The 22962-nt window shown below is 61.2% G+C and carries 27 protein-coding genes; 15 read left to right on the top strand and 12 right to left on the bottom strand.

The features are described 5' to 3' along the window. Positions 1 to 3 precede the first annotated feature (3 nt). From cheZ to GRH90_RS26595, 4 genes are all read left to right on the top strand, one after another. A complete protein-coding gene (gene cheZ, locus GRH90_RS07665) occupies positions 4 to 645 on the top strand; it encodes a protein phosphatase CheZ (protein ID WP_162365345.1) in 642 nt (213 codons plus the stop codon). Between the two features lie 149 nt (positions 646 to 794). Next, positions 795 to 1937: a flagellar biosynthesis protein FlhB gene (flhB, locus tag GRH90_RS07660; protein ID WP_162365344.1), complete on the top strand. Its 1143-nt coding sequence runs from the start codon at positions 795 to 797 to the stop codon at positions 1935 to 1937. 1 nt (position 1938) lies between these two features. Continuing rightward, complete coding sequence (gene flhA, locus GRH90_RS07655; protein ID WP_162365343.1) at positions 1939 to 4023, top strand: flagellar biosynthesis protein FlhA; 2085 nt, start codon at positions 1939 to 1941, stop codon at positions 4021 to 4023. Continuing rightward, entirely contained in the window at positions 4020 to 4622 is a 603-nt protein-coding gene (locus tag GRH90_RS26595; protein ID WP_162365342.1) for a flagellar protein FlhE, read from the top strand. Before flhA ends, GRH90_RS26595 begins: the two co-directional genes overlap by 4 nt. Positions 4623 to 4703: 81 nt before the next feature. On the opposite strand, the gene GRH90_RS07645 is transcribed toward GRH90_RS26595, so the two are convergent. The 3 genes from GRH90_RS07645 to flgA form a co-directional block, all read right to left on the bottom strand. Next, positions 4704 to 5147: a flagellar protein FlgN gene (locus GRH90_RS07645; RefSeq protein WP_162365341.1), complete on the bottom strand. Its 444-nt coding sequence runs from the start codon at positions 5145 to 5147 to the stop codon at positions 4704 to 4706. Positions 5148 to 5156: 9 nt separating this feature from the next. Further along, a complete protein-coding gene (flgM, locus tag GRH90_RS07640; RefSeq protein ID WP_162365340.1) occupies positions 5157 to 5450 on the bottom strand; it encodes a flagellar biosynthesis anti-sigma factor FlgM in 294 nt (97 codons plus the stop codon). A 101-nt stretch (positions 5451 to 5551) separates the two neighbouring features. Then, entirely contained in the window at positions 5552 to 6307 is a 756-nt protein-coding gene (gene flgA, locus GRH90_RS07635; RefSeq protein ID WP_312857175.1) for a flagellar basal body P-ring formation chaperone FlgA, read from the bottom strand. A 209-nt stretch (positions 6308 to 6516) separates the two neighbouring features. Here flgA and flgB point away from each other — a divergent pair, with 209 nt between their 5' ends. The 11 genes from flgB (at position 6517) to flgL (ending at position 16679) form a co-directional block, all read left to right on the top strand. Beyond that, complete coding sequence (flgB, locus tag GRH90_RS07630) at positions 6517 to 6927, top strand: flagellar basal body rod protein FlgB (protein WP_162365339.1); 411 nt, start codon at positions 6517 to 6519, stop codon at positions 6925 to 6927. Positions 6928 to 6934: 7 nt separating this feature from the next. After that, the gene (gene flgC / locus GRH90_RS07625; RefSeq protein ID WP_162365338.1) at positions 6935 to 7339 is read left to right on the top strand and encodes a flagellar basal body rod protein FlgC; all 405 of its coding nucleotides are present in this window, start codon (positions 6935 to 6937) and stop codon (positions 7337 to 7339) included. 12 nt (positions 7340 to 7351) lie between these two features. Continuing rightward, positions 7352 to 8035 carry a flagellar hook assembly protein FlgD gene (flgD, locus tag GRH90_RS07620; protein WP_162365337.1) on the top strand — a complete coding sequence of 228 codons (684 nt, stop codon included), beginning with the start codon at positions 7352 to 7354 and terminating at the stop codon, positions 8033 to 8035. Positions 8036 to 8092: 57 nt separating this feature from the next. Beyond that, entirely contained in the window at positions 8093 to 9298 is a 1206-nt protein-coding gene (gene flgE, locus GRH90_RS07615) for a flagellar hook protein FlgE (RefSeq protein WP_162365336.1), read from the top strand. Between the two features lie 21 nt (positions 9299 to 9319). After that, positions 9320 to 10078 carry a flagellar basal-body rod protein FlgF gene (gene flgF, locus GRH90_RS07610; protein WP_162365335.1) on the top strand — a complete coding sequence of 253 codons (759 nt, stop codon included), beginning with the start codon at positions 9320 to 9322 and terminating at the stop codon, positions 10076 to 10078. A gap of 20 nt (positions 10079 to 10098) precedes the next feature. Continuing rightward, on the top strand, positions 10099 to 10881 hold the full coding sequence (gene flgG, locus GRH90_RS07605; protein WP_162365334.1) for a flagellar basal-body rod protein FlgG: 783 nt from the start codon (positions 10099 to 10101) through the stop codon (positions 10879 to 10881). 210 nt (positions 10882 to 11091) lie between these two features. After that, positions 11092 to 11772, top strand: a complete 681-nt coding sequence (locus tag GRH90_RS07600; protein ID WP_178113070.1) for a flagellar basal body L-ring protein FlgH — start codon at positions 11092 to 11094, stop codon at positions 11770 to 11772. Positions 11773 to 11783: 11 nt separating this feature from the next. Then, the gene (locus tag GRH90_RS07595) at positions 11784 to 12908 is read left to right on the top strand and encodes a flagellar basal body P-ring protein FlgI (RefSeq protein WP_162365332.1); all 1125 of its coding nucleotides are present in this window, start codon (positions 11784 to 11786) and stop codon (positions 12906 to 12908) included. Further along, complete coding sequence (gene flgJ, locus GRH90_RS07590) at positions 12908 to 13891, top strand: flagellar assembly peptidoglycan hydrolase FlgJ (protein WP_162365331.1); 984 nt, start codon at positions 12908 to 12910, stop codon at positions 13889 to 13891. Before GRH90_RS07595 ends, flgJ begins: the two co-directional genes overlap by 1 nt. 129 nt (positions 13892 to 14020) lie before the next feature. Beyond that, entirely contained in the window at positions 14021 to 15661 is a 1641-nt protein-coding gene (gene flgK, locus GRH90_RS07585) for a flagellar hook-associated protein FlgK (RefSeq protein WP_162365330.1), read from the top strand. Positions 15662 to 15707: 46 nt separating this feature from the next. Next, on the top strand, positions 15708 to 16679 hold the full coding sequence (gene flgL, locus GRH90_RS07580) for a flagellar hook-associated protein FlgL (protein ID WP_162365329.1): 972 nt from the start codon (positions 15708 to 15710) through the stop codon (positions 16677 to 16679). A gap of 115 nt (positions 16680 to 16794) precedes the next feature. On the opposite strand, the gene fliR is transcribed toward flgL, so the two are convergent. The 9 genes from fliR to fliJ all read right to left on the bottom strand — a co-directional run bounded on the left by fliR (position 16795) and on the right by fliJ (position 22956). After that, positions 16795 to 17580: a flagellar biosynthetic protein FliR gene (fliR, locus tag GRH90_RS07575; protein ID WP_162365328.1), complete on the bottom strand. Its 786-nt coding sequence runs from the start codon at positions 17578 to 17580 to the stop codon at positions 16795 to 16797. A 2-nt stretch (positions 17581 to 17582) separates the two neighbouring features. Next, on the bottom strand, positions 17583 to 17852 hold the full coding sequence (gene fliQ / locus GRH90_RS07570) for a flagellar biosynthesis protein FliQ (RefSeq protein WP_162365327.1): 270 nt from the start codon (positions 17850 to 17852) through the stop codon (positions 17583 to 17585). A 25-nt stretch (positions 17853 to 17877) separates the two neighbouring features. Beyond that, a complete protein-coding gene (fliP, locus tag GRH90_RS07565; protein ID WP_246235926.1) occupies positions 17878 to 18642 on the bottom strand; it encodes a flagellar type III secretion system pore protein FliP in 765 nt (254 codons plus the stop codon). Then, entirely contained in the window at positions 18639 to 19037 is a 399-nt protein-coding gene (gene fliO / locus GRH90_RS07560) for a flagellar biosynthetic protein FliO (protein ID WP_162365326.1), read from the bottom strand. Before fliO ends, fliP begins: the two co-directional genes overlap by 4 nt. Beyond that, the gene (gene fliN, locus GRH90_RS07555; RefSeq protein ID WP_162365325.1) at positions 19038 to 19457 is read right to left on the bottom strand and encodes a flagellar motor switch protein FliN; all 420 of its coding nucleotides are present in this window, start codon (positions 19455 to 19457) and stop codon (positions 19038 to 19040) included. Next, complete coding sequence (gene fliM, locus GRH90_RS07550; RefSeq protein ID WP_162365324.1) at positions 19450 to 20451, bottom strand: flagellar motor switch protein FliM; 1002 nt, start codon at positions 20449 to 20451, stop codon at positions 19450 to 19452. Before fliM ends, fliN begins: the two co-directional genes overlap by 8 nt. 5 nt (positions 20452 to 20456) lie before the next feature. Then, positions 20457 to 20936, bottom strand: a complete 480-nt coding sequence (fliL, locus tag GRH90_RS07545; RefSeq protein ID WP_162365323.1) for a flagellar basal body-associated protein FliL — start codon at positions 20934 to 20936, stop codon at positions 20457 to 20459. Between the two features lie 149 nt (positions 20937 to 21085). Next, a complete protein-coding gene (locus GRH90_RS07540) occupies positions 21086 to 22516 on the bottom strand; it encodes a flagellar hook-length control protein FliK (RefSeq protein ID WP_246235924.1) in 1431 nt (476 codons plus the stop codon). Continuing rightward, positions 22513 to 22956 carry a flagellar export protein FliJ gene (gene fliJ, locus GRH90_RS07535; RefSeq protein ID WP_162365322.1) on the bottom strand — a complete coding sequence of 148 codons (444 nt, stop codon included), beginning with the start codon at positions 22954 to 22956 and terminating at the stop codon, positions 22513 to 22515. The genes GRH90_RS07540 and fliJ overlap by 4 nt, the downstream gene beginning before the upstream one ends. Positions 22957 to 22962 lie beyond the last annotated feature (6 nt).

The following is a 22962-nucleotide window of genomic DNA, read 5'->3' as shown; positions in this document are numbered from 1 at the left end:
GATATGAATAACACACCGACCATGCCGAATGTTAACGCCACCGCCACGGAGATCATTTCCCGCATCGGACAATTGACGCGGATGTTGCGCGATAGCCTGAAGGAACTGGGTCTCGACCAGGCCATCGCCCAGGCCGCCGAAGCGATCCCCGACGCCCGCGATCGGTTGGATTATGTGGTCCAGATGACCGCCCAGGCGGCTGAGCGCGCGCTTAACTGCGTCGAGGCGGCCCAGCCGCGGCAGACCGCCCTGGAGCGTGGGGCCAAAGGACTCACCACCCGCTGGGACGAGTGGTTCGACAACCCGATTGAGCTTGCCGACGCGCGCGAGCTGGTGACCGATACCCGCAAATACCTGGGCGAGGTGCCGGACCATACCGCTTTTACCCATGCGCAGCTGCTGGAGATCATGATGGCGCAGGACTTCCAGGATCTGACCGGTCAGGTGATCAAGCGCATGATGGACGTGGTGCAGGAAATTGAAAAGCAGCTGCTGATGGTGCTGTTGGAAAACATGCCGGAGCCGGTGCAGGCCAAGCGCGCCAGCGACGGCTTGCTTAACGGTCCGCAGCTTGACCATACCGTCGACGGGGTCGTGGCCAACCAGGACCAGGTGGACGACCTGCTCGACAGCCTCGGTTTTTAATCCTTCCTTTCCCGGCCCGGACTTGCGTCCGGGCAACGGCTATGCGTCAAATAACCGCCGCTTTCGCGCGCTGTTCCCGCCATCGGTCCGGGCGCAATTTGTCATGCTAGGCAAAATAATGTCCATGGCAAACGGATTCGGGAAGATTGATGGCGCAAGACAGCGATCTGGAAAAAAGCGAGGCGCCCACCGCCCACCGGTTGGATAAAGCCCGTGAAGAGGGACAGATCCCCCGATCGCGTGAATTAACCTCGGTATTGATGCTGCTGACCGGGCTGGCCGTGCTGTGGATGGGCGGCGATCCGCTCGCGCGCCAGCTGGCGGCGATGCTGGCCCAGGGATTGCGCTTCGATCACGGTATTATCAGCGACGACCGGCAAATCCTGTTCCAGGTCGAGTCGCTTATCCAGCAAACGGTATGGGCGCTGCTGCCGGTCTTTGCCGGGCTGGTGCTGATGGCGTTGGCGGCGCCGGCGCTGCTGGGCGGCGTGATGTTTAATCCCGGCTCGATTAAATTTGATTTGAAAAAACTCAATCCGCTGCCGGGCCTGAAGCGGGTTGTCTCGTCCCAATCCCTGTCGGAACTGTTCAAGGCCATCCTTAAAGCCCTGCTGGTGGGGTGGGTCACCGGCTGGTTCCTCTGGCATAACTGGCCACGCATGCTGCACCTGGTGATGGAGTCGCCGATTGCGGCGCTGGGGGATGCCCTGGGCTTAATTGCCACCTGCGCGCTGATGATCATCCTGTCCCTTATTCCCATCGTGGCGTTCGATGTCTTCTGGCAGTTGTGGAGCCATGTCAAGAAGCTGCGCATGACCCGCCAGGAAATACGCGACGAGTTCAAGGATCAGGAAGGGGACCCGCACGTCAAAAACCGTATCCGCCAACAGCAGCGCGCCATGTCGCGCCGGCGCATGATGCGCGACGTGCCGTCGGCGGACGTTATCATCACCAACCCGACCCACTACGCCGTCGCGCTGCGCTATGAAGACAGCAAAATGAGCGCGCCTAAGGTGGTGGCCAAAGGCGCCGGCGAGATTGCCATGCGTATCCGCGCCCTGGGGGAGACGCATCGCGTCCCCCTGCTGGAAGCGCCGCCGCTGGCCCGGGCGCTGTACCGGCACAGTGAAATCGGCCAGGCCATCCCGGCCGCGCTATACGCGGCGGTGGCCGAGGTGTTGGCCTGGGTCTACCAACTGAAGCGTTGGCGCCTGCAGGGCGGTCCCTCCCCGAAGAAACCCGAACATTTACCGGTGCCGGCGGCACTGGATTTTGCCCAAGAGAAAGAGTGATATGGCCAATCTGGTAGCATTATTACGTTTACCCGCCAATTTCAAGACCGTCCAATGGCAAATCCTCGCCGGGCCGGTATTGATCCTGATGATCCTGTCGATGATGGTGCTGCCGTTGCCGCCCCTGGTGCTGGATCTGCTGTTTACCTTTAATATCGCCCTGTCGATTATGGTGCTGCTGGTGGCGATGTTCACCCGCAAGACCTTGGAATTCGCGGCCTTTCCCACCATCCTGCTGTTTTCCACGCTGCTGCGCCTGTCCCTGAATATTGCCTCCACGCGTATCATCCTGCTGCACGGGCATACCGGCACGGCGGCGGCGGGACGGGTGATCGAGGCGTTCGGCCACTTTCTGGTGGGCGGCAATTTTGCCATCGGCATCGTGGTGTTTATTATCCTGGTGGTGATCAACTTTATGGTGATCACCAAGGGGGCGGGACGGATTGCGGAAGTGGGCGCGCGTTTTGTGCTCGACGGCATGCCCGGCAAACAAATGGCCATCGACGCCGATCTTAACGCCGGCCTTATTGGCGAGGAAGAGGCCAAGGCCAGGCGCAGCGAGGTGACCCAGGAAGCGGATTTCTACGGCTCGATGGACGGGGCCAGTAAATTTGTGCGCGGCGACGCCATCGCCGGCCTGATGATCATGGTCATCAACGTCATCGGCGGCCTGCTGGTGGGGATGATCCAGCACGGCATGACCCTGGGCAACGCGGCGGAAAGCTACACCCTGCTGACCATCGGCGACGGCCTGGTGGCGCAGATCCCGGCGCTGGTGATCTCCACCGCCGCCGGCGTTATCGTTACCCGCGTGGGCAGCAGCGAGGACGTCGGCCAGCAGATGGTCGGCCAGCTGTTCAACAATCCGCGGGTGATGCTGCTCAGCGCCGGCGTGCTGGGGCTGCTCGGGCTGGTGCCCGGCATGCCCAATATGGTGTTTTTGCTGTTTACCGCCATGCTGTTGGGGCTGGCCTGGTGGCTGCGCGGCAAAGCCGTTGCCGGTCCGGTAGCCGTCGCGGCGCCGGTAAAACAGCAGGACACCGCTTTCGCCAGGGAAGCCAGCTGGAGCGATGTGCAGCTGGAGGATCCGCTGGGCATGGAGGTGGGCTACCGCCTGATCCCCATGGTCGACATCCAGCAGAACGGCGAGCTGTTGGGCCGTATCCGCAGCATTCGCAAAAAATTCGCCCAGGAGACCGGCTACCTGCCGCCGGTGGTGCATATCCGCGATAGCCTGGACATGCAGCCCGCCAGCTACCGCATCCTGCTGAAAGGCGTCGAGATGGGCCGGGGCGAAGCCTATCCCGGCCGCTGGATGGCCATCAACCCCGGCGGCGCGACGGGTGAACTGCCCGGCGACGTGACCCGGGATCCGGCGTTCGGCCTGCCGGCGATCTGGATCGACAGCGCCCTGAAAGAGCAGGCGCAGATCCTGGGCTACACCGTGGTCGAAGCCAGTACCGTGGTCGCCACCCACCTGAACCATCTGATCGGCATCCATGCCAGCGAGCTGCTGGGCCGCCAGGAGACCCAGCAACTGTTGGAGCGCGTGACCCAGGAAATGCCGAAACTGACCGAAGACTTTATTCCCGGCACCCTTTCTTTGACCATCTTCCACAAAGTTTTGCAAAACCTGCTGGCGGAAAGCGTGCCGATCCGCGATATGCGCACCATTATCGAAACCCTGGTCGAGCACGCGCCGGTGCAAAAAGATCCGGCGGAGCTGACCGTGGTGGTGCGGGTGGCGCTGGGACGGGCCATTACCCAGCGCTGGTTCCCGGGCGACAGCGAAATCCAGGTTATCGGCCTGGATCTGGGGCTGGAACGGGTGTTGCTGCAGGCGCTGCAAAGCGGCGGCGGGCTGGAACCCGGCATGGCGGATCGCGTGCTGTCCCAGGCCAGGGACGTATTGGCGCAGCAGGAAAAACTGAATGCGCCGCCGGTGCTGCTGGTCAACCACAGCCTGCGGCCGCTGCTGGCCCGCTTCCTGCGCCGCACCCTGCCGCAGATGGCGGTGCTCTCCAACCTGGAGGTCAGCGATCAGCGCCAAATCCGCATGACCGCCATGCTGGGCGGCACGCAGTGAGGGCGCCCGGCGCGACCGCCATGCTGGCGGCCATGGCGGCGTGCTGCGCGCCGGCATTCGCCGTCGGGATCGCCGCGCCGGGCGTCCGCGCCAACCTTGGCGTCAGCATACGGGTGACCCCGCCGCCGGAAATCCAGGCGGCGTGGACGCAGCCCAAGCCGCCGACGCAGGACGCGCATCGGCCGCGACCCGGGGCGGCTGCCGCCGGCGGCCCGCCTATCCCGACCGGCAACCGGGCGGACGGCGGCTGGCAGGGGACGGGGCGGATGCTGGTGCTGCACCAGCTTGGTTACGCCAAAAGCAGCCCGCCGATGCGTCCCTCCGCCCGGTTGCCGGACGGAGCGCAGGTGACCTCGATATATTGGCGCATCGAGACCGACCGGCCGTTGCCGCCCCGTTCCGCCCTGGCTATCTGCATGCCGGGCAAGTGCGTCTATCCCGACGGGCTGGCCGGGCGCAGCGATGCCCTGGCCGGCATGACGGCGGACAATCAGGTAACGTTGTTGATAAAGGTCGCGGGACGCGGCGTGATAACGCCGCCGGTGACGTTAAAACACTATCAGGTGCAGGTGAATTACCGGGGCGGGGCCGTTCGTTAAAAGCGCGGGTGAATTACCGGAGGAAGACCGTTCGCTAACGCGGCGGGGCGCGCTAGCCCCGCCCTTTGGCATGACGTGAGGTTAAACGCTGAACCTGCGGCCGAGCGCGCCGCCGCCCAGGGATTGTCCGTCGGGGCCATACATGCGGCGCTGGGTTTGGTACTCTTCCAGCACCGTCAACACCTGCTGGTTATGGGTAAAATGTTGCGATAACAGCAGGCCGTTACGGTAGTTATTGCGGCTCAGGTTTTCCGTGAGCTGCGTGATGGCGAGCCAGATTTGGTGCAGGCCGGGAAAGGCGCCGTATGGCGGGATGCCGGCGTAGAGGGTTGCCGCCAGCCGCTGGCGCTGCTGGTCGACGTACTGCAGGGTGGTCAACTGCTCGTTTTTATTTTCCGTAACCCTGTGCAATAAGGCGGGGTTCACCTGGCCGGCGCTGAGTAAACGCTGTTCCTCGACCAGGGTCAACTCCAGTTGCTGCAAAATACCCAACATCCGGCCGCAGATTTGTTCCAGTTCGTTCATGTCCGTCGGTTACTCATCCAGCATCGATTGCGTCTGGGCAATCAGCTCATCGGCGATTTTGCCGGTATCCACTTTCAACTCGCCGTTGCGGATAGCCTGCTTCAGGCTTTCCACCTTGGCGCTGTTGAAATCCTGGCTGTTTGGCTGGCGCAGCCGTGCCTGGGCATCACTGAGATTGACCTGGGTTTCCTGGCTGTCGCCGCTGGCGCCGGCCGCGCTGCTTTTTTGCGGCTGGGCGTTGCTGAGTTCAGAATTCTGAATCGGCGACAACCCGGGAATAGGGCGGGTAGTATCGATACTCATACAGCCTCACTTATCGTGTCATTCAAGGCATGGAAGGGTAGACTTAAATTATCGGTCGGATCCTTCAAAGCTTTAATTTTTTTTATAATATTGTTACTAATTTATAGCATAACCTGAACAGTGCCGTCGGCCAGCAGCCGGCCGTTGACCATCTGGCCGGAATCCATGCGCACCCGCAGCCGGTCGTTTACCGCCGCGTTGTTCATCGCCTTGCCGGTGCTTTGGATGGCAAATCCTTCCCCCTGCGCGGAAATCTGTACCTGCTGGCCGGTTTTCACCTGCCAGGGGCGCCGCAGCATGGCGGCGGTTAACGGCTGGCCGCTGCCGATGGCGCGTTCGCTTACGCTGCCTTCGGCTAAGGCCATATCGGTTAACGGCATGGAAGACAGCAGATCCAGACGCCCGGTGCGCCAGGCTACATCCCCGTCCGCCAGCGTCTGTTTCGCCGCGATGGGCCGGGCAGCGATCAGGTATTTATCCGTTACCCGCACCTCGGCCTGCACATAGCGCTTTTGTGCGCCACAGACGATGGCGATGCTGATATTGCCCCAGATCCGATTGCGCGACGGCAGCGTGAACTGCGGCGACTCGCAGTTTTGCCGCTGGGCGGCGGGCGTTTTCACCAGCACGTCCAATGACACCGGCGGCGTGGCGTATTGCCCCGCCATAAACGCGGTCAATTGTTCGGTCAGGCGATCGGCGGCCCCGGCGCCGGAGGACGGCATCAGGACGCCGGCCAGGCCGCACAGGCAAAAATAAGCCGCCCGCAGCGTGGCGCCTTCCCGGCGCGGTAAGCGCTGTTCCGGCCCCGCGCCGGCATGCCCGGCCGCCGACTGGTGGATATGATGTCCGCTCACGCCAAATCCTTAATTCATGGGTTTTCAATAAAGGTCGCGCCGTCATCGGGTGGGTTGTCAGGCCGTCCCGGGAAACAAGTGTACCGGTCGGGGTTTCCGGCCAATGGGTAAAATAGCGCTGCAATTTACGCTTATTCCAACGATAGGGAAGGTAATGATGCGATTAAGCTGGCATCCATAAATCCATATGGCCTTCTTTTAGGAAAATGATGATTGATAAACTTGATGCTGCCCTGCAATTCCAGCAGGAGGCCCTCAACCTGCGCGCGCAGCGTCAGGAAATTCTTGCCGCCAATATCGCCAATGCCGATACCCCGGGTTACCAGGCGCGAGATATCGATTTCTCCAGCGAATTAAACAAGGCGCTCACCCAAGGGCGGGCCAGCGGCAATTCGCTGTCGCTGACCACCACCTCCGCGCGGCATATCGAGGCGACCACCTCCACGGCGCCGACCAGCGAATTATTATACCGTGTGCCGGACCAGCCTGCCCTGGACGGCAATACCGTCGATATGGATCGCGAAAGAACGGAGTTCGCCGAAAACAGCCTGCAATACCAAACCGACCTGACGGTGCTGGGCGGGCAGATCAAAAACATGATGTCGGTGCTACAGGAATAAATAGCCCATGAGTATGACCTCGATTTTCGATATTTCCGGCTCGGCGCTGACCGCCCAGTCCCAGCGGATGAACGTCGCCGCCAGCAACCTGGCCAATGCGGACAGCGTCACCGGGCCGGACGGCCAGCCCTATCATGCCAAGGAAGTGATATTCCAGGTCGCGGCGCCCGCCGGCCAGGAGATTGGCGGCGTGCGGGTCAGCGGCGTGGTGGAATCGCCCGCGGCGGAAAAACTGGTCTACCAGCCGGGCAACCCGCTGGCGGACGACAAGGGTTATGTGCGGATGCCGAACGTCAACGTGGTCGATGAGATGGTGAACAGCATGTCGGCCTCGCGCAGCTACCAGGCCAACATCGAAGTACTGAATACCGCAAAGACGTTGATGCAGAAAACCCTGACACTTGGCCAATAACCGGAGGATAAGATGGGAGTTTCAGTAAGCCTGAATGACCCGGTAGACAATACCACCGCCACCACCAGCACCACGAGCACGACCGGCACCGAAAGCAGCAGCGACCTGCAAAGCCAATTCCTTACCCTGCTGGTGGCGCAGTTGCAAAACCAGGATCCGACCAATCCCATGGATAACGCTGAACTGACCACCCAACTGGCGCAGATCAGCACGCTGAGCGGTATCGAAAACCTGAATACCACGCTGGGATCCATTTCCACCCAGCTGAATACCAGCCAGTCCCTGCAGGCATCTACCCTGGTCGGCCACGGCGTGATGATCGACGGCACCGACATCCTGGTGGGCAGCGATAGCTCGACCACGCCGTTCGGTTTGCAACTGGACAACGCGGCAAGCGATGTCACCGTCACCATCAAGGACGCCTCGGGCAACGTGGTGCGCACGGTGGATCTCGGCGCGCAGACCGCCGGCGTCCATACCTACAGCTGGGACGGTACCGATGATACCGGCACCGCCGTGGCGGAGGGGTCCTATACCTTCTCGCTGGCCGCCACCTCGTCATCCGGCGCCAGCACAGACGCCACGGCGTTGAAATACGCCCTGGTCTATGGGGTGAGCACCACCGACGGCGTGTCGTCGTTAAATCTCGGACTGGCGGGCAACGTCACCCTGGATAAGGTTCAGCAAATCATTTAACCGGCTTGGTTGTTTTCGCGACATGCCCGGGGTCAACCACTACAGGAGAAGAGTAAAATGTCGTTTTCACAAGCGGTTAGCGGCTTAAACGCGGCCTCGACCAATCTGAACGTGATTGGCAACAATATCGCCAACTCAGAAACCACCGGTTTTAAATCCGCGTCGGTTTCGTTTGCCGACGTGTTCGCCAGTTCAAAGGTCGGCCTGGGGGTCACGGTTGCCGCGGTCAGCCAGAACTTTAATGACGGCACGGTCAATACCACGGATAACGGCCTGAACGTGGCGATTTCCAATAACGGTTTTTTCCGGCTGACGGACGACAGCGGTGCGGTATATTACTCCCGCAACGGCGATTTCAAGCTCGATGACAACCGCAACCTGGTCACCAGCACCGGCCTTAACGTCACCGGTTACACCGCCAGCGGCACGCCGCCCACCATCCAGCAGGGGACGGATCCGGTTAACCTGAGCATTCCCACCACCGGCCTGGCGGCAAAAGCCACCACCACCAGCACCATGGTGCTGAAACTGAATTCCGATTCGGATACGCTTGACGATGCCGCCTTTGACCCCGACGATTCCGCCACCTACAGCTTTTCCCAGCCGCTGACCACCTATGACAGCCTGGGCAATCCGCATAACATCAGCCTGTATTTCGTCAAATCCGCCGACAATACCTGGCAGGTACACAGCGTGGACGGCAGCGACAGCACCGGCACGGTAACCGACCTCGGCACCTTGTCGTTCAACAGCAACGGCGTGCTGACCGGAACCGATAACTTCGATGTGGACATGGCCGGCGTGAACGGCTCGGCGGCCAACACCTTTAACCTCAGCTTTACCGGCAGCCAGCAGCAGTATACCACCGCCAGCAGCGTCAGCAGCCAAATCCAGGACGGCTATTCCGCCGGCGATTTGAGCAGCTACGAAATCGCCGACGACGGCACCATTACCGGCACCTATTCCAATGGCAAAACCCAGTTGCTGGGGCAAATCATCCTGGCCAATTTTGCCAACCCGCAGGGGCTGCAATCGGCCGGCGATAACGTCTGGACCGCCACGTCCGCCTCCGGGCAGGCCATCGTCGGCACCGCGGGCACCGGCACCTTCGGCACCCTGACCAGCGGCGCGCTGGAAAGCTCCAACGTCGATTTGAGCAAGGAGCTGGTGAACCTGATCGTCGCCCAGCGCGACTACCAGTCGAATGCGCAAACCATCAAGGCGCAGGACACCATCATGCAGACGCTGGTCAACCTGAGCTGATCACCCTGACGGAATAAGCCAATGGATCACGCAATTTATACCGCCATGGGCGCGGCCGGCCAGACCCTTGACCAGCAGGCGATCATTACCAATAACCTGGCCAATTCGTCAACGCCGGGTTTCCGCGCGCAGCTGTCGGCCATGCGGGCGGTGCCGGTGGAAGGCCAAACCCTGCCGACCCGCACGCTGGTGGTCGCCTCGACGCCCGGCGCGCTGATGACCCAGGGGCCGCTGGATAATACCGCGCGGCCGCTGGATGTCGCGGTGCAGGATCAGGGCTGGCTGGCGGTGCAACTGCCCGACGGCGCCGAAGCCTATACCCGCAACGGCAATATGCAGGTGGACGCCACCGGCCAGCTGCAGATCCAGGGTTATCCCGTCATGGGGCAAAACGGCCCGCTGGTGGTGCCGACCCAGTCGTCGATCACGCTTGCCGCCGACGGCACGGTGTCGGCGCTGGGCGACGGCGACGCGCCCAATACCATCGGCCCGGTCGGCCAGCTCAAACGGGTGAAACCGACCGACCAGGGCCAACTGGTGCGCGGCGACGACGGCCTGTTCCATCTGTCCGCCGCCGCCGCGGCGACGGTGGGCGACGCCTTGCCCAACGACAATACCGTCAAGGTCATGCCCGGCGTGCTCGAAGGCAGTAACGTCAACACCGCCGAAACCCTGGTGGACATGATAGGCAGCGCGCGGCGTTTCGAAATGCAGATGAAGGTGATTACCGACGTCGACCAGAACGCAGAGCATGCCAATCAACTGCTTTCTATCAGCTAATTTTTCTGGAGTTTAAACGGATGATCCGTTCATTGTGGATTGCCAAGACCGGCCTGGACGCGCAGCAGACCAACATGGATGTTATTTCCAATAACCTGGCGAACGTCAGCACCAACGGCTTTAAACGCCAGCGGGCGGTATTCGAGGATTTGCTGTACCAGACCGTACGCCAGCCCGGCGCGCAGTCGTCGGAACAGACCACGCTGCCTTCGGGCCTGCAGCTTGGCACCGGCGTGCGGCCGGTATCCACGGAGCGCCTGCACAGCCAGGGCAATCTGGAACAAACCGAAAACACCAAGGATATTGCCATCAACGGCAAAGGCTTTTTCCAGGTGCAGCTGCCTGACGGCACCACTGCCTATACCCGCGACGGCTCATTCCAGGTGGATCAAAACGGCCAGTTGGTGACCTCCAGCGGCTACCAGATCCAGCCGGCCATTACCATACCGGATAACGCCCTGACGATTACCGTCGCGCGCGATGGGGTGGTAAGCGTAACCACCCAAGGGCAGGCCGCCGCAACCCAGGTGGGGCAGCTAACCATCAGTAACTTCATCAACGAGGCCGGACTGGAAAGCCTCGGCGAAAACCTCTACCAGGAAACCGACAGCTCGGGCGCGCCCGCCGAGTCGACGCCCGGGCAGAACGGCGTCGGCCTGCTTTACCAAGGTTACGTCGAAACCTCCAACGTCAATGTCGCCGAAGAGCTGGTGGATATGATTCAGGTCCAGCGCGCTTACGAGATCAACAGCAAAGCGGTGTCGGCCTCGGATGCCATGCTGCAAAAACTGACGCAGCTGTAGGTCTTGCCCTTGTCGGGTGACGTTGTAACGTAAATGTCAGATTAACGTTACGCTGTAACAAAAATATTGACCAAAATGAATATTATGAGTGACGCCGTCACAAACTCGCCCCAGGACGTTTTTTGTCGGCCAGGACACGACAGGCATATGAAACTGAGAGAGATTATTACCATATCGCCGGCGGCACCCGGGGCGCGCCTTCGCCTGCCGATGGCGGTCGCCCTGACGGCCCTGGGCCTGTTGACGCTTCCGGGCTGCGCCTATATGCCGCACAAAAACCTGGTGCAGGGCGCCACCACCGCCCAGCCGGCGCCGGCGTCGATACCGGTTGCCAACGGCTCGATTTTCCAGACGGTGCAGCCGATGAATTACGGCTACCAGCCGTTGTTTGAGGACCGGCGGCCGCGCAACGTCGGCGATATCCTGACCATCACCCTGCAGGAAAATGTGAGCGCCAGCAAGAGCTCCACCGCCAATGCGACGCGGGAAGGCACCAATACCCTGGCCATGACCACCACGCCGAAACCGCTGACCGGCCTGCTCGGCAACGGCAAGGTGGACCTGGACGCCGCCGGCACCAATGATTTCGACGGCAAGGGCGGCGCCACCGCCAAGAATACCTTTACCGGCACCATTACCGTTACCGTCGATCAGGTACTGGCCAACGGCAACCTGAAGGTGGTGGGCGAAAAACAGATTGCCATTAACCAGGGCGCCGAATATATCCGCTTCTCCGGCGTGGTGAATCCGCGCACCATCAACGGCAGCAACGCGGTGATCTCCACCCAGGTGGCGGACGCGCGCATCGAGTACGTGGGTAAAGGTTATATCAACGAAGCGCAGGAGATGGGTTGGTTGCAACGCTTTTTCCTCAATGTCTCACCTTTTTAAGGACGCCAAGCATGCGCAATTCCTCGTTATGGTCACGCTGGCGGCAGGTTGCCTGCGTGCTAGCCCTTATATTGCCGGCGCTGCCGGCCGGGGCGGAGCGGCTGCGCGACCTGGTGGATATTCAGGGCGTGCGGGATAACCCGCTGATAGGCTACGGGCTGGTGGTGGGGCTGGACGGTACCGGCGACCAGACCACCCAGACGCCGTTTACCACCCAAAGCCTGACCAATATGTTATCGCAGCTGGGCATTACGGTGCCGAGCGGCACTAATATGCAGCTAAAGAATGTCGCCGCGGTGATGGTGACCGCCAATTATCCCGCGTTCGGCCGCGCCGGGCAGAATATTGATATCGTGGTGTCCTCCATGGGATCGGCAAAAAGCCTGCGCGGCGGCACCTTGCTCATGACCCCGCTGAAAGGGGCCGATAACCAGGTCTATGCCCTGGCGCAGGGAAACCTGCTGGTGGGGGGCGCGGGCGCCTCGTCCGGCGGCAGCCGGGTGCAGGTGAATCAACTGGCCGGCGGGCGCATCAATAACGGCGCGGTAATAGAGCGCGAATTGCCCAGTACCTTCGGCACCAGCCGGATTATCACGCTGCAGCTAAAACAGGAAAACTTCAGCCTGGCGCAACGCGTCAGCGATGCCATTAACGCGCAAAACGGCCTGGGCATTTCCCGGGCGCTGGACTCGCGCACCATAGAACTGCAAATGCCGGCCAACAGCAGCAGCCAGGTGCGTTTCCTGGCGCAGATCCAGGATATCAATATTAATATTGGTGAAATGGACGCCAAGGTAATCATCAATTCCCGCACCGGCTCGGTGGTGATGAACCGCAACGTGATGCTGGACAACTGCGCGGTCGCCCAGGGCAGCCTGTCCGTGGTGGTGAATAACCAGCAAAACGTCAGCCAGCCGGATACGCCCTTTGCCGGCGGACAGACCGTGGTGACCAATCAAACGCAAATTTCGGTCAACCAGGGCGGCGGGTCGCTGCAACGGGTCTCGTCAAGCGCCAACCTGAACAGCGTGATCCGCGCCCTGAATGCCCTGGGGGCCACGCCCAATGATTTGATGTCCATCCTGCAGGCGATGCACAGCGCCGGCTGTTTGCAGGCCACGCTGGAGATTATCTGATGCAGCTTAACGACGCTTCCGACCTGACGTCCGCCGCGTTTGACGTTAAGTCCCTGCAGAAGCTGCATAACCAGGCGGCGCAATCCTCGCCGCAGGCGCTGAAAGCGGTGGCGCAGCAGGTGGAAGGATTATTTGTGCAGATGATGATGAAAAGCATGCGCGCCGCCCTGCCTAAGGACGGGTTATTCAACAGCGAGCAAACCGAGCTCTATACCAGCCTCTACGATCAGCAGATGTCCCAGCAGCTGACGTCCAAGGGACTGGGGCTGGCGGATATGATGGTCAAGCAGCTTGGCGGCCATGGCGCGGAAGCGGCCACGGGTGCCGCCGCGGGCGCCAAGGCCGCGACGCCGTCGTCGCTGTACGCCGGCGATGCCCCGCTCAGCGCCAACGCGATCAATGCACAGTTTATGTCGCCGGCCCTGATGGGAGAATTCTGGCGGCGTGAACGCCAGACATCCTCGCCCCAGCCGATGACGTCCTCGGGGCAAAGCTTTACCGAACGCCTGTCGATCCCGGCGATGATCGCCAGCCGGCAAAGCGGCATTCCCCATCACCTGATTATGGCGCAGGCGGCGCTGGAGTCGGACTGGGGCAAACGGGAAATTCCCACCGCCGAAGGCAAGCCCAGTTTTAACCTGTTCGGCATCAAGGCGTCGGATGACTGGCAGGGCAAGACCACCACCATTACCACCACCGAATACCAGAACGGGCAGCCGGTCAAGATGCAGCAGCGCTTCCGGGTGTATGACTCGTACCTGGACGCGCTGGGCGATTATATCCATCTGCTGACCGACAACCCGCGTTATCGCGAGGTGGTGAACGCGGTACAGCCGGAGGCCGCCGCCTATGCCCTGCAACGCGCCGGTTATGCCACCGACCCGGCCTACGGCGCCAAGCTGGTGCAAATCATCAATCAACTGAAAAACGCCGCGCAGCGCACGGTGAAAACCGCCACCCGGGATATAGGCGATTTATTTTAACCGGCGGGCGTTTTTTACCAGGATGCGCTCAAGTTTCATCACGGCGGGACGATAACCCAAGGTAATTGCGCAATTGATTGTCGCCGCGCTGCGCCCCGGCGCAATCCTGTCCCGGAACAAGGAAATGCAATGTCCAGTTCATTAATCAATATTGCCTCGACCGGATTAAATGCGGCGCAGAGCGCGCTGAACACCGTGTCGAATAATATCAGCAATGTGTATGTCGCCGGTTATAACCGCCAGACCATGCAACTGGCCGAATTGGTTGGCAGCAGTATCTCCGGCAGCGGCGTATCGGTGACCGGCGTCAGCCGCGCGTACGATTCGCTGGTGGTTAACCAGCTGCGCTCCGCGTCGACCACCTACGCCGCGACCAATGCCTATTACGGCCAGGTGTCGCAGATTGATAGCTTATTAGCCGACAGCGATACCGATCTGTCCACGCAGCTGAGCACCTTTTTTACCAGTATCCAGTCGCTGAGCAGCGCCGCCGGAGACAGCGCGGCGCGCCAAACGGTGATCGACAGCGCCAGCAGCCTGGTCAGCCAGTTCCAGAGCGCCGATAACTATCTGAACGATATGGACGACAGCATTAACCAGCAGCTCTCCTCCAGCGCGGATCAGATTAACGGCTATACCAAGCAGATCGCCAATCTTAACGATCAGATCGTGCGCCTGGGCAGCGGGGACGCGTCCAACGCGCTGCTGGACCAACGCGATCAGCTGGTCAGCGAACTGAATGATATCGTCGGCGTCACCGTCAGCGTCCAGGATAATAATTCGGTAAACCTGACGTTCGCCAACGGTCTGACCCTGGTGCAGGGCAGCAGCTCCTATCAGGTGACCGCGGTGTCCTCAAGCGCCGATCCGTCCCGCACGGTCCTGGCGTATGACCGGGGTACGGGCACGCCGAATGAAATCGCCGACAGTACGCTGACCACGGGCAGCGTGGGCGGCCTGCTGACCTTCCGATCCGGCACGCTGGACGATGCCCGTAACCAGCTTGGCCAGATTGCGCTGGCGTTCGCCGGCAGCTTCAATACCCAGCACGCGCAGGGGGTTGACCTGGACGGCGACGCCGGCACGGATTTCTTCTCGTACAGCAATCCGACGGTGAGCACCAATACCAAAAACAGCGGGGACGCGACGCTCAGCGTGACCTATGCGGACACCAGCGCGGTCAAGGCCAGCGATTATAATGTCAAATACGCCAACGGCAGCTGGCAGGTCACCCGCGCGAGCGACGGCGCCAGCATCGACTACGACAGCGCGACCGACGGCGCGGGCACCACCACCCTGACCTTTGACGGTTTAAGCGTTGATATCAGCGGCACGCCCGCGGCCAATGATAAATACACCATTAATACCGTCGGCAATGTGATCAGCAGCCTGGCCGTGGCTATTACGGATCCGGCCAAAATTGCCGCGGGACAAGACGGGGACGATAGCGGCGAAAGCGACAACCGCAACGCCGAAGCGCTGCTGGCCTTGCAAACCACCAAAGTGGTGGGCGGCAGCGCCACCCTGAGCACGGCGTATTCTTCCCTGGTCAGCAATATCGGCACCAAAACCGCCAATGCCGAGGTCAGCACTACCGCGCAATCCAATATCGTCGATCAGATTACCACCAAACAGCAGTCTTTATCCGGGGTGAACCTGGATGAGGAATATATCGACCTTACCCGATACCAGCAGTATTACCAGGCTAACGCCAAGGTACTGACCGCGGCCGGCGATGTGTTCGACTCTTTGCTGTCGGCCATCAATTAATCTGACCTGAGACATTTATCGTTGTTCAAGCCGAAAGGATAACCCCATGCGTCTTAGTACCAGCATGATTTATCAGCAAAATTTAAAAAGCATCACCAATAGCTATGCGACGTGGCAGTCTACCGGGCTCCAACTGGCGGCAGGACGCCTGGTCAACGCGCCCTCCGACGATCCTATCGCCGCCTCGCAGGCGGTGCGCCTGAACCAATCGCAGGCCGTTGGCGAGCAGTATGCCACGGCGCGTTCATCCGCTAACAGCAGCCTGTCGACCGAAACCACCACCCTTGACCAGGTCACCGATACCATACAAAGCATCCAGACGCTGCTGGTGCAGGCGGGGGACGGGACATTGAGCGACACCGATCGCCAGTCCCTGGCCACCAGCCTGCAGTCCTATAAGGACACGCTACTGGACCTGGCCAACAGCAAAGACGGCAACGGCAACTATATGTTCGCGGGGTATAAAACCGATACCGCGCCGTTTGCCGAGGATGCCGATGGCAATGTCACCTATGTTGGCGGCAGCACCGCCATCAGCCAAAAGGTGGATTCCAGCCGCACGATGCAGATCGGCGATACCGGCAGCAAGGTGTTCATGTCCCTTACCGCCGGGTCTACCGCCGAGCCGGACGGTTCCGACAGCGTGGCTAACGTATTCGACAGCATCGACCTGGCGCTGGATGCGCTGAATACGCCGCAGGATGACGCGGACGACACCACCGCCGCCGCCTATACCGCCTCGCTGGATAAAGCCACCCGCGGCATGAGCAACTCCCTGGATAATGTCCTGGCGGTGCAATCCTCGGTGGGCAGCAAGCTGAACGAGCTGGATACCCTGGACAGCATCGGCACCGACAGGACGACCATCAATACGGCGCGTATCAGCGATGTGCTGGGAGCGGACACGGACGACACCATCAAGATAATTTCCGACTACAGCCAGCAGCAGGTGGCGCTGCAGGCGGCTTATAGCAGCTTTACCGCCATGCAGGGCATGTCGCTGTTTGCGATGAGTTAGATAACCGAGCACCAAACCCGTCCGGTGGCTCTGGCGGGTCCTTTTGGGCGGGTAAACATGTGTGCGCGCCCCGTTGGTATGTCATCCGGGTAACGACGGATGACATACCTTTTTTTTACCCGCGGGGCATCTCGCCCAGGATATCGGACAGCAGGTCAAAGGTTTCGCCCATCAGTTTTTCACTATAGGGCGCCAGTAACGGCAGCAGCAGGCCGAAGGTCAGGATGCCGATGGTCAGGGTCAGCGGAAAGCCCACCACAAACACGGTCAGCTGCGGCGAGACGCGGTTGAGCAGGCCGAGCGCGATATTCAGCGTCAGCAGCAGCGTAATCATCGGCAGGGCCAGCATCAAGCCGTTGATAAATATCATGCCGGCGGCGCGGCACAGCGCCATAAAGGCATTGGCGTTCAGCGGCAGTCCCGAGACGGGCAGGGTATGGAAGCTGTCCGCCAGCAGTGAAATCATCCACAGATGGCCGTTCAGGCTGGTGAACACCAGCAGGGTAAGCAGGTTGAGCAGTTGGGCCAGCACCGGCATGTTCAGTCCGCTGGCCGGGTTGAAAAAAGTGGCGAAAGAGAGTCCCATCTGCAGGCCGATCACCTCGCCGGCCATGCGTATGGCGGCAAAGGCAAACTGCATGGTCAATCCCAGCGCGGTGCCAATCAGCATCTGTTCAATCGCCAGCCACAGGCCGGACACGGAAAACAGCGGCGTAACGATGGGCGGCAGGCCCGGCGCCAGCACCAGGGTAACCATGATGCCCAGGCCCAGCTTGATGCGTACCGGAATGATCTTTTCGCTGAACAGCGGCGCGGTGCCGATCAGTGCCAGGATGCGGACCAGCGGCCAGAAGAACTGGCTAAGCCAGAACGTGAGCTGGGTGGTGTCCAGTTGCAGCATCGTCAGCCGGCGAGCGAAGGCAGGCTGGTGAACAGCGTGCGCATATAGTCCAGGATCAGGTTCAGCATCCAGGGACCGGCCACCACGGTGGTGGCGACCACCGCCAGGATTTTGGGGATAAACGATAACGTCATTTCATTGATTTGGGTGGCGGCCTGCAGCAGGCTGATGATAAGTCCGCTGAACAGGGCGGCCAGCAGCAGCGGCGCCGCCAGCGCCAGCGCCACCAAAATTGCCTCGTGGCCAAGGGCCATCACTGATTCCGGTGTCATAATCCAGCCTGTCCGTCGTTAAGGGTTAAGTATAGAAACTCTGCGCCAGCGAACTCAGCAGCAGTTGCCAGCCGTCAACCAGCACGAATAACATGAGTTTGAACGGCAGCGAGATGGTCGCCGGCGGCACCATCATCATGCCGAGCGCCATCAGCACGCTGGCCACCACCAGGTCGATAATCAGGAAAGGGATAAAAATGGTAAACCCGATCTGGAAGGCGGTTTTCAGCTCGCTGGTGACATAGGCCGGCAGCAGGATGCGCATGGGCACCGCCTCCGGGCCGTCGAGCGGCGGCGCCTTCGCCAGCCGGGCAAACAGCGCCAGGTCCGCTTCGCGCGTTTGGCGCAGCATAAAGGCCCGCAGGGGCTGTGCCCCTTTATCCAGCGCGGCCTGCATGCTGATTTTATTCTCGCTTAGCGGCACATAGGCGTCGTCATAGATGGTATTGAACACCGGGGCCATAATAAAAAACGTCAGGAACAGCGCCAGTCCCAGCAATACCTGGTTGGGCGGCGCGGAAGGGGTGCCGATGGCGCTGCGCAGCAGGCCCAGCACGATAATGATGCGGGTAAAGCTGGTCATCATCAACAACGCGGCCGGGATAAAGGTCAGCGAGGTCAGGAAAACCAGCGTCTGCACCGGCAGCGACCAGTTTTGCCCGCCGCCCGCCAGCGGCTGGCTGATGATGCCGGGCAGCTGCGCCCAACTCGCCGGGGCAATGGCCAGCAACGCCAGCCCAAGGGCGATAAGCCGGCCGTTTCCGGGGCGGCAAATACCAAGCCTGATCATCGACCGTTTCCTGTCCTGTTCATGACCTGCCGCAGCCGCTGGCGAAAATCCGGCGCGCCGGCGACCGAGTCCGGGGCCTCGGGCGGGGCCGGCAGGCTATGCAGGGGGGTGATGTGCTGTGCGGTAACGCCCAGCACCAGCCAGGTGCCCTCGACCTCGACCACCACCACGCGTTCCCGCTGGCCTACCGAACAGCTGGCCAGCATTTTAAGCCGTTGCGACCGTCCGGCCCCGGGCGCCAGGCCCAGCTTACGCACCAACCAGGCGCCGACGACAATCACCAGCAGGATGGCGGCCAATGCGCCCGCCATCTGGGTCAGGGCGCCCGAGGCGTTAAAACCCGGACCGGCGGCGGGGGCGGCATGCGTAGCGGTAAGGGGTTGCGCTGCGGTCATTTAGCGGCTCAACCGGCGCATGCGTTCGGACGGCGTAATGATATCGGTAATACGCACGCCGTATTTATCCGCCACCACCACGACTTCTCCCTGGGCTATCAGGTAGCCGTTGATCAAAATATCCAGCGGCTCGCCGGCCAGGCCGTCCAGCGCCACCACCGAGCCTTGCGACAGCCGCAGCAGCTCCTTGATGGTCATTTTGGTTCGCCCCAGCTCGACGGTCAGCTTGACCGGGATATCCATGATCATATCGATATCCTGCAACGGGCCGGCGCTATCCTCGGCGGTCAACTGGTGGAAAATACCGTCGGTGGACGCCGGTGATTCCTTGCCGGCGGACTGCTGCTCGTCGAATGCCTCCGCCCACAGATCGTCGGCGGACGGCTTATCTTCACCGGACGGTTTCTTAGGGTCACTCATCGGGCTGTTCCTCATTAAGGGAGTTCAATACAGGATTTATAAGTTGTTTTACGCTCAGCGCGTACTGACCGTTCAGGGTGCCGTAAGTACTGGTCAGTACCGGCACGCCGTCCACGTGGGCTATCAGGTAATCGGGTTTTTCGATCGGCAGCACATCGCCGGGCGCCAGCTTCAGGATTTCCGATAACCGCAGCGACACTTCGGCAAAGTTGGCCACCAGTTCCAGTTCCGTATGCTGGACCTGGTTGACCAGGTTTTCCCGCCAGCCCTGATCCTCCACCCGGGAATATTCCAGCGGCGGATTGGTGAGCAGTTCCCGCAACGGTTCAATCATGGAAAACGGGATGCAGATGTAGAATTCACCCACCATCGAGCCGATTTCCACGTGGAACGGCGTGGTGACCACGATATCGTTGGGCGAGGTGGTGATATTGGTGAACTTTACCTGCATCTCGGCGCGCACGTATTCCACGTTAAGCTTGTAGATGGCGTTCCAGGCGTCTTCGTAGCCGTCCAGCGCCAGCTTGAGCATGCGGCGTATCACCCGTTGTTCGGTATGGGTAAATTCGCGGCCCTCCACCTTGATGGGGAACCGGCCGTCGCCGCCGAACAGATTGTCGACCGCGATAAATACCAGGCTGGGCGAAAACACCAGCAGCGCGGTGCCGCGCAGCGGCTTGAGATGGATCAGGTTCAGGTTGGTCGGCACCGGCAGGTTACGGGCAAAATCATGATAGGGCTGGATCTTGATGGCGCCGACGGTAATATCCGGACTGCGGCGCAGCAGATTAAACAACCCCATGCGAAACGATCGCGCAAAACGCTCGTTGATGATTTCCAGCGCCTGCAGCCGTTCACGCACCACCCGCCGCTGGGTATTGGGATCGTAGGGCTTGACCTCGTTTTCGATACCTTTGCTGACCGGCAGCTGCTCGCCGTCGTCGCCATTAAGCAGCGCATCGATTTCCGCCTGGGATAATATGCTGTCGCCCATGATGATCAGCGCAGGATAAAGGCGGTGAAAAGGACGTCATTGACAACGGGTCGCGGCTGGCCCGTCACCAAGGGTTCGTTCAATATCAATTTTATCTGTTCCACCAATTGCAGCTTACCCTGGTCGTTGGCCAACGCGCCCGCGTCCTGCCGGGTCAGCAGCAAGAGCAAACGGCTGCGCACCGTCGGCAAAAAATCCATCATTTCTTTGCGAGTGGCCTCGTCGGGCAGGCGCAGGGTCAGGCCGATGTACAATACCCGGTCCGGGTCGTTGGCCGGATTGGCCAGGTTGACGGTGAAGGTGTCCAACGGCATAAAAATCGGGATCGGCGCCTCTGCCGGTGCGGTTTGCTTAGCCATCTGCCCGGGCAGCTTATGCTGCCACCAGAGATAGCCCGCCGCGCCGCCGGCAGCCAGGGCGATGATCACCAGCGCCACGAGCCATTTTGATTGTTTCCGAGCCGTGGGAAGCACATTCTGAGACATAACTGTTTGGTATTCCTGTATGCGTGACGGCACTTGTCCATTGCGACAGCCGCAAAATGCCGGTTATGGATGGCAATTATCCCGTTTCCCTTCCGATTCAATAGGACGAATAGGCGGGATAATTTGCCTTAACTTGCCCGTTTGCGATTTCAGGCAAAGGTATCTATGCCGGCGGCCGTGGATGCCGGCGCCACCGCGTCGTCGGCGATTACGGTCTGGGCGTCAATGGCGAATCCCGACGCCGTACGGGCGTTATTGGCCGAATCCTGGCCGGTCCCGCCCCAGTTGGGCGTGGTTTCGCTGCCGACGCTGCTTTGTCCAAGGCTGATGCCGCTTTCAGCCAGGGCTGCGCGCAGCTGCGGCAGGGCATCCTCCAGGGCGGAACGCACCTGGCTATGTCCCGAGGCCAGATGGATCTGCGCCTGGTTATTGCCGTCCATCCGCAGGCTTATCTGCAAGGCGCCTAGGTTATCCGGATGTAAACGCAGCTCGGCGTTCTGCTGGCCGTTGCGTACCTGCATCAGTACCTGCTGGCCGATGGCCTGCCGCCATTCGTCACTGCCCAACTGCGCGCTGATAAGCGCGGTGGCCGGGGTGGCGGTCGTGGTAACGCCCGTGTCGGCGGCGCTCAGCGTGGGCGTGGCGGCGGGCGTCACGCCCACCGTGGATGCCGGGGCGTCAAGCATCAGGCCGGTGGTTTTCTTTAAGATTAATGTGGTATCAACCGACGGGTCTGAAAAATCATCCGTAGCGTTGGTTGTCTGCGATACGAGAATTGGATTGGCCGCCGCCGGCGACTGCGTTGCGTCGGCGTGCGGCAATAAACCCTTATCCGGCGTTGCCGGCGCACTCTTTATCGTGGCGGCAGCAGCCGGCGCGGCCGTTTTCAGGCCTAGCGTCAACAGGTCGCCGGCCTGGCTGAAAGCATCGTCCTGGACCAGGGGATCGGACAACGGCAGGGCCGTATCGGCGCTGTCCGTGGCGACGACGGCAACCAGGGTTTCCGCGGCTATCGCATTGGCGCCGACGTTACCGGCGCCGGCCGCCAGACTGGCGATATTTCCGGCATCGGTACCCGCCACCGGCGTGGCGTCGACGGCACCGGCAATCCCGGCGGCGGAGGCGTTGGCTGCCGCCGGGCGGGTTTGCGCCAGCAAGGCCATCAGCGCCGCGGCGGCGGCGCCGTCAAGCGCCGGATCCGCGTCCTGGGCCGCCGTGGTTGCCGGTGCGGCCGCCGGGGTGGCGTCGGCATCGGCATCGGCATCGGCAACGGCGGCGGACGGCGGCAATACGCCCGTGGCGCCGGCCTGGTCGCCATCGGCAAGCCTGGCCTCCAGTTTTTCCGCCAGCAGATCGGCGCGGGCCGGCTCCGCTAGCGGGTCCGGGAGGGTGTCCGCCGCCGTACCGGACTGGTCGCCGCCGGCGGAGTCGGCCCGACCGGCGACCGGCGTCGGCTGCTGCCGATCGTTAACCTTGCCGCTCAATATGGCGCTGAAATCAACGGCGGCGTCATCGGCGTTTTTCGTGGTGGTGCCGGCACCGCCCGGCGCCAGGTTTGTTACACTGACCGCTGCTATCATTGGTGTTTCCTCGCGCAAGCCCGCTGGGCGAACTCATCCATTCGTTTTTGATCCTGGCGGTTATCGTGCAACAGCTGAACCTTCTGGTGACGCGTGTGCAACGTGACCAATGCGTTAAGGCGCTGATGCATGTTCTGCCAAACCTGAACCGCCTGCTGCAGCCGCTGGGTCCATTGCGCCAGCAGGGCGCGGTGCTGTTCGATCGCGGTTTCCAGCGTAATGATAAACTGCTGGTAATTATACCAACTGGCCGAGGCCATGCCCTCGGTCATGCCGCGCTGCAGTTTCTGCCGGTATTCCCGCTCGTATTCCTGTAGCTGCTCCAGCTGTTTGCGGGCCAACTGATGGGATTGGCGGATTTGCCCCAGGCGAATGGCCGCCTGGTCCAGCTCTTCTTTGGCCCGTTCGCGCAAAACGTCCAGCGGTGCGTTACTTTTCATGGTTCC

The sequence above is a fragment of the Acerihabitans arboris genome (assembly GCF_010131535.1).
Classification (GTDB): Bacteria; Pseudomonadota; Gammaproteobacteria; order Enterobacterales; family Enterobacteriaceae; genus Acerihabitans; species Acerihabitans arboris.
This window is presented reverse-complemented; position numbering and strand designations above follow the sequence as displayed.

Excerpts from the sequence above, each read along its gene's own strand:
- cheZ (WP_162365345.1), top strand. The coding sequence starts at position 4 with ATGAATAACACACCGACCATGCCGAATGTTAACGCCACCGCCACGGAG.
- flhB (WP_162365344.1), top strand. The coding sequence starts at position 795 with ATGGCGCAAGACAGCGATCTGGAAAAAAGCGAGGCGCCCACCGCCCAC.
- flhA (WP_162365343.1), top strand. The coding sequence starts at position 1,939 with ATGGCCAATCTGGTAGCATTATTACGTTTACCCGCCAATTTCAAGACC.
- GRH90_RS07645 (WP_162365341.1), bottom strand. The coding sequence starts at position 5,147 with ATGAACGAACTGGAACAAATCTGCGGCCGGATGTTGGGTATTTTGCAG.
- flgM (WP_162365340.1), bottom strand. The coding sequence starts at position 5,450 with ATGAGTATCGATACTACCCGCCCTATTCCCGGGTTGTCGCCGATTCAG.
- flgB (WP_162365339.1), top strand. The coding sequence starts at position 6,517 with ATGATTGATAAACTTGATGCTGCCCTGCAATTCCAGCAGGAGGCCCTC.
- flgC (WP_162365338.1), top strand. The coding sequence starts at position 6,935 with ATGAGTATGACCTCGATTTTCGATATTTCCGGCTCGGCGCTGACCGCC.
- flgD (WP_162365337.1), top strand. The coding sequence starts at position 7,352 with ATGGGAGTTTCAGTAAGCCTGAATGACCCGGTAGACAATACCACCGCC.
- flgE (WP_162365336.1), top strand. The coding sequence starts at position 8,093 with ATGTCGTTTTCACAAGCGGTTAGCGGCTTAAACGCGGCCTCGACCAAT.
- flgF (WP_162365335.1), top strand. The coding sequence starts at position 9,320 with ATGGATCACGCAATTTATACCGCCATGGGCGCGGCCGGCCAGACCCTT.
- flgG (WP_162365334.1), top strand. The coding sequence starts at position 10,099 with ATGATCCGTTCATTGTGGATTGCCAAGACCGGCCTGGACGCGCAGCAG.
- GRH90_RS07600 (WP_178113070.1), top strand. The coding sequence starts at position 11,092 with ATGGCGGTCGCCCTGACGGCCCTGGGCCTGTTGACGCTTCCGGGCTGC.
- GRH90_RS07595 (WP_162365332.1), top strand. The coding sequence starts at position 11,784 with ATGCGCAATTCCTCGTTATGGTCACGCTGGCGGCAGGTTGCCTGCGTG.
- flgJ (WP_162365331.1), top strand. The coding sequence starts at position 12,908 with ATGCAGCTTAACGACGCTTCCGACCTGACGTCCGCCGCGTTTGACGTT.
- flgK (WP_162365330.1), top strand. The coding sequence starts at position 14,021 with ATGTCCAGTTCATTAATCAATATTGCCTCGACCGGATTAAATGCGGCG.
- flgL (WP_162365329.1), top strand. The coding sequence starts at position 15,708 with ATGCGTCTTAGTACCAGCATGATTTATCAGCAAAATTTAAAAAGCATC.
- fliR (WP_162365328.1), bottom strand. The coding sequence starts at position 17,580 with ATGCTGCAACTGGACACCACCCAGCTCACGTTCTGGCTTAGCCAGTTC.
- fliQ (WP_162365327.1), bottom strand. The coding sequence starts at position 17,852 with ATGACACCGGAATCAGTGATGGCCCTTGGCCACGAGGCAATTTTGGTG.
- fliP (WP_246235926.1), bottom strand. The coding sequence starts at position 18,642 with ATGATCAGGCTTGGTATTTGCCGCCCCGGAAACGGCCGGCTTATCGCC.
- fliO (WP_162365326.1), bottom strand. The coding sequence starts at position 19,037 with ATGACCGCAGCGCAACCCCTTACCGCTACGCATGCCGCCCCCGCCGCC.
- fliN (WP_162365325.1), bottom strand. The coding sequence starts at position 19,457 with ATGAGTGACCCTAAGAAACCGTCCGGTGAAGATAAGCCGTCCGCCGAC.
- fliM (WP_162365324.1), bottom strand. The coding sequence starts at position 20,451 with ATGGGCGACAGCATATTATCCCAGGCGGAAATCGATGCGCTGCTTAAT.
- fliL (WP_162365323.1), bottom strand. The coding sequence starts at position 20,936 with ATGTCTCAGAATGTGCTTCCCACGGCTCGGAAACAATCAAAATGGCTC.
- GRH90_RS07540 (WP_246235924.1), bottom strand. The coding sequence starts at position 22,516 with ATGATAGCAGCGGTCAGTGTAACAAACCTGGCGCCGGGCGGTGCCGGC.
- fliJ (WP_162365322.1), bottom strand. The coding sequence starts at position 22,956 with ATGAAAAGTAACGCACCGCTGGACGTTTTGCGCGAACGGGCCAAAGAA.